General features: G+C 52.7%; 4 protein-coding genes. 2 read left to right on the top strand and 2 right to left on the bottom strand.

The genetic code is table 11. The features are described 5' to 3' along the window. Both ALO64_RS24935 and ALO64_RS01865 read right to left on the bottom strand, forming a co-directional pair. Nucleotides 1-297: hypothetical protein (locus ALO64_RS24935; RefSeq protein ID WP_157058610.1), on the bottom strand; the 297-nt coding region annotated here is incomplete at its 3' end. Between the two features lie 346 nt (nucleotides 298-643). Next, a complete protein-coding gene (locus ALO64_RS01865) occupies nucleotides 644-1864 on the bottom strand; it encodes a replication initiation protein (RefSeq protein WP_044345572.1) in 1221 nt (406 codons plus the stop codon). 875 nt (nucleotides 1865-2739) lie between these two features. Here ALO64_RS01865 and ALO64_RS01860 point away from each other — a divergent pair. Continuing rightward, entirely contained in the window at nucleotides 2740-3489 is a 750-nt protein-coding gene (locus tag ALO64_RS01860; RefSeq protein ID WP_044345571.1) for a DotI/IcmL/TraM family protein, read from the top strand. Between the two features lie 14 nt (nucleotides 3490-3503). Next, nucleotides 3504-4649, top strand: a complete 1146-nt coding sequence (locus ALO64_RS01855; protein WP_052508594.1) for a DotH/IcmK family type IV secretion protein — start codon at nucleotides 3504-3506, stop codon at nucleotides 4647-4649. The last annotated feature ends 64 nt before the right edge of the window (nucleotides 4650-4713 follow it).

Below are 4713 nucleotides of genomic sequence, written 5' to 3'. Positions count from 1 at the left end.
GAAATTCCTATGCATCAAGGATACCGGCAATGCAGATCGCCAAGAAAACGAACCGGATTGAACGGTATCGGTACCGCAGCGTTTTTCCTGCAAAAGGGCTTGGAAGCAGGATTCAATACCTTGCTGAAAAAATGGAAATATCTCGGTAGGCACTGTGTGCAAACGGGCAAATGCAGTATCCAACAAAGCATTGTAAGCATCGTGGGTGTACTCAGGCGATGACCAGCTCTCACTACCACTGAAAGCAGTTTCAGCAACCGTTTCATCAAAACTCAAGCCCATTTGCACAGGATTCATCCTAAACACTCCTAGAAAAATTCAACCCGGTAGCCGCCGGGAAAGCAGGGACGCTTCAGGAAGAATTATAGCGTACGTACGTACGTACGCTAGAGGTTTTTAGAGGATCTGGCCCTAATTAGGAATCGGCGATGGTTAAGCACGTCACCGAAAAAAAAGGATGGTCTACGTTGAAATCTAAGGGGGTTGCAAGGGTAAGCATCACCAGAATTCTCGTAGGAGCATGCCCTCTCAGACAGAAGGCTCACACCTGGTCGACGTAAAAGCAATTCAAGAGGCAAGTGAATCGAAAGCTGGTGGTTCAGTGTGTCGAAACACTCCCAATGTGACCGCACAACCTACCGGTCTAATCAGGCAACGACGGAAGCAAAGCAGCCCCGGAGGGGGCAGGTACCTGATATACAGCATTCTTTACAGTGACATCTGTTGGCTCACACCCACTGTCTTGACTTGCCGGCAAGCACGCAGAGCTGGGAGAAGGTGTTTGTTTCGTTCGCAGTGGTACAACCGATGGGGTCTGTGATTCAGCGATGACTGATTTGTACTTGGCCACAGTTTGCCGAGACACGCCTGCTGCCTGTGCGATCGCGGTTTGCGTGAGAGCTGCTCCACTTGAGATCAACTGCCGACAGGCTCGACGGATCTTGTGTTCGGTCTGATTCTTCCTGACTGAATGTGTTCTATTAGCTGCCATGCTTTGCCGCTTTTCCAACGGCAGCGACCTATCAAGCTCCATAACGCCTCGGTGGTAGTCGCCTCGACCGAAGTAGTGCGACCAGGTCCAGCGAGCAATCGATTTCGCAGTGGCTCGCACTGATGACAAGGGCAGGTCGTTATAACGCTCTCGAGTGCGGAAACGGTTGTCGTTATGGCACTGGGCAAGCACCCTGGAGTAAAAAGATTCGAAGTAACCATCCGCTCGCTCTGCATTGACGATGCTGTAAGCGTAGAAACGAACACGTTCGAACAAGGTGCAGTGCCTCGAATGGGAGACTGCATCCATATCTGGTCCTTTCGACCACAAAGGCATCGGCCTGGCCAGATCCAGCTCTTCAGCAAGCTCGCCCAGTTCATAGACATGATTGTGCAATTCGGTGGTTAGCCACCAGGGGTGGCCTGGTGTTTTAGCAACTGGACCACCGTGATAATCAGGATCTGCTTTGAGCAACGCAGCCATACTGTCGTAGACGGCTTTCATGTACTCGATTGGCTTCTCACGGGCTTTCTCAGTAGTACATACCGGCGCAATCGCGTAGTAGAGGTGCGAGTTGCCGGAGTTTCTATTACGCACAATGAGGTTTGGTGATGGCAAACCATGCTCCTCCCAAATCAGGGAGTTGGCATGGTCCAGATCGAAAACGAGCCATGACACGCGACCGGGACGGTTCACCTGCATGTAGGGGTAGCGGATCGCGTATTCTCGCGGACGCACCCTCATAGCAGTTTTGTTGTCGCTGCAGCGTGCCAGGTATGCGGCCTCTTCGAGGACACGGCTCATAGCTGACACGGGCTGGAAGTATCCAGGGTGCGCCGGAGCCGTCGAACCTTTGGTGATGAGATTGTTCACCAAGAGGCCTCAATGAAAAGGCCAGCAAATTCAGGGCGAAAAAGCTCATGCCACGTATTGCGCAGCAGAATGCAGGTGTCCATACTCGAATTACCTGAAAGGGGCCCTCACGTCATCGATCTGCCAGGACCAGATGTGTGGGCTCTTTTTTTTGCCCGGCAACGTGGCCGGATCACTCTAAAAAACGCTCGGCCTTTCGATAAAACCTTCCTAAAAAGTGCCATTCATTGAGCAGGTTGTGGCGAAGGCTAGAGCCTCACATTTCTCCCGTCAACCCGCTGAAACCCGCGTATTTACTGGCTTTCGTGCTGATTCCAGAACCGATTTTCACTATACAATCTGCACGTTTGTGCGACCGGTCACCTGCATCTACCTCCAACCCCCTTTGTGTATCCGCCTATTGATTTGGGGTCCATCAGGCTCAATGAGCGTCGGTGAAATACGAGTTTGCTCATCGGCGATATACGAGCCAGGTATCGGTGATGTACGAGACTGGAAATCGGCGATATACGAGTTGTTCCTCGAGAAAAAAAACCTCATCGGTGATGTACGAACCATGTTGATCGAGTGTTAACGGTGGTCACGACACGTCTCCTGCATTCATATGCCAGTGAAACCCTCCAAAGGCCCGTTATTTGGGGGGTAGAGAGCGCATTACAGCGCCTTTTTTGTCGGTGAAATACGAAGTGAACCGGAAAAAATCGGTGAAGTACGAACCGACATGAAATCATTCTGCCACTACCGGCATTTTCGTATTGTAGGTATGGCGTAAACCTCGAAACCTTGCGGCCCTCGTGATTACTGGCAAGACAATAGTGTTTTTGTGTTGACCGATTCCGCATCATGGTTAGAATACGGAAAACGGAGGGACACACATGACCGACATTCAGGACGCCGCAGCGCCTAATTCAGCCAAGCTCGGATCGAGTGAAGATCTCGGGCGGGCAGCATTTGAACAAGAGCTGAAGGTAATTGCTGAAAGGCTTCATCAAAACCAAGATGTAATCGACCCAATTGCACGCGATCTGAATGACCGCAAGCAGGTGGCCAAGCATACGACCAGCATCGTCAAGTCAAACCTGGTCCTTTCTTGGGGTCTTGTGATGTCGATCGGCCTGAACTGCGTGTTCGGTTGGTTTGTGATGCATCCGCATTACGTGTATTTCGCGGCCGACGGGCTTCGCATCATCAGGTTGGTTCCTCTGGATGAACCATACATCACTGATGCCGAGGCAATTCAGTTTGCCCGAGACGCGCTGAACCGCTCGATGACAATCAATTTCACTGACTACAGGCAACAGCTTGAAAACGTTCGTGGCGATTGGACTAAACGTGGGTTCGCGCAGTACCTGGATCAGCTCCAGTCAGCAGGTTACCTGGACCTCGTCAAAACCAAGCGCATGAACATGACTGTCACTACCGAAACCGGGGTTCTTGTGAAATCCGAGATGGTTGACGGTGTGTACATACGCCATATCGAAGTCCCGATCGAGATCAAATTGGTGGGACAAACCACCGACCTTCAACCCAAGCGATTCATCGCCAAAGTGCCTGTCGCACGTATTCCCACACTGGATTCCGTCGTGGGTGTAGGGCTGGACGGCATTGTCACCACGCCCAGGTAATGAGGAATTCAAAAATGATGAAATCAGTCTTCGTCGCTTCTGTTTTGGCGCTCGCGATCGGTACGGCTCATGCAGAGCAGCAAGCCAATGGTGCGCAAGCCCAACCACAACAGCAGCCAGTAGCCCAACCACAACAACAGCCGGTTCAAGCGCCAAGCGGCGGACAATGGGTTCGGGTTGAAGGCCCTGCTCGACAGCCAGGTTTTCCAGCTGCGCCTGGCGCAGCGCAGCCTGGGGTGAATCCTCAGATGCAGAATGCATTTCCGCAGAGTAACTACGGACCGGCCAATTATGCGGTTTCGGGGGAACCCGCGGGAGGTCAACCGCAAAACGGCACTGCTCCTCTGCCCCCGCTAAACCCTCCTGAAAATGAGCACTTTGACAGTGCCATGGAGGTTGCTCAGCCATTCACACCTGAGCAAATCAAACAAATGCGTCAAGCTTTGGAGAACACGCGCAAGGCCAAGGCTTGGCAGCCAGTGCGGGGTATTCCCCGTATTTCCAGCGTGTCTGTTGATCTGAGCCCTGGAGCGTCGATGCCTGTGCTACGTGTAGTTCCAGGCGAGCTGTCCAACTTAATTGTTCTGGATTCAACAGGAGCACCTTGGCCACTGGCAGCAACGCCACGCGTATCTAACCCAGATCTTTACACCGCTGAATGGCTGCAAGGAACTCATACAGTCGTCGTGTCGACTCCATCGCCTTATGAGACTGGGAGCCTGGCTTTGTACTTGGAAGGGGCAACGACGCCGGTAATCGTCAAGATCGTCAGCGGCGAACCAGATGGAGATAAGGACCGCGCGAGGGTTTACGACGCTCGACTTGACCTTCGTGTTCCAGGTCGAGGCCCACTGGCCAAAGCTGCTGTGATGGGGCCTGGCAAGATCGCGCTGTACGACGACCTGTTGCAGGCGTTCTTGGATGGAATCCCGCCAAAGGACGCCAAGCAGGTGAAGGCGCAAGGCGCAGTTCCTTCTCAAACCCAGATTTGGCAGTACGACGGGAATCTTTACGTCCGAACCAGACAGGACTTCCAAACTGCATTCGATAACACGCTCGCTTCCGGCGATGGAACTCGTGTGTACCGCTTACCCGTGACTCCTTTCATAACCCTCTCCCAGATGGGTCAGAAAGTCACCCTCCAACTCGATATTTACTGAGGTAGCGCATGAGCACTCAAGCTGACATTGGAAGGCAGACCAAAGTCACTGAACCGCCCCGGGT

This window comes from Pseudomonas meliae (assembly GCF_001400515.1).
In the GTDB taxonomy this organism is placed as follows: Bacteria; Pseudomonadota; Gammaproteobacteria; order Pseudomonadales; family Pseudomonadaceae; genus Aquipseudomonas; species Aquipseudomonas amygdali.
The sequence above is the reverse complement of the archived record's forward strand: the minus strand, read 5'-3'. Positions and strand labels throughout refer to the sequence as shown.

Coding starts and splice junctions, on each gene's coding strand:
- ALO64_RS01860 (WP_044345571.1), top strand. CDS start 2,740: ATGACCGACATTCAGGACGCCGCAGCGCCTAATTCAGCCAAGCTCGGA.
- ALO64_RS01855 (WP_052508594.1), top strand. CDS start 3,504: ATGATGAAATCAGTCTTCGTCGCTTCTGTTTTGGCGCTCGCGATCGGT.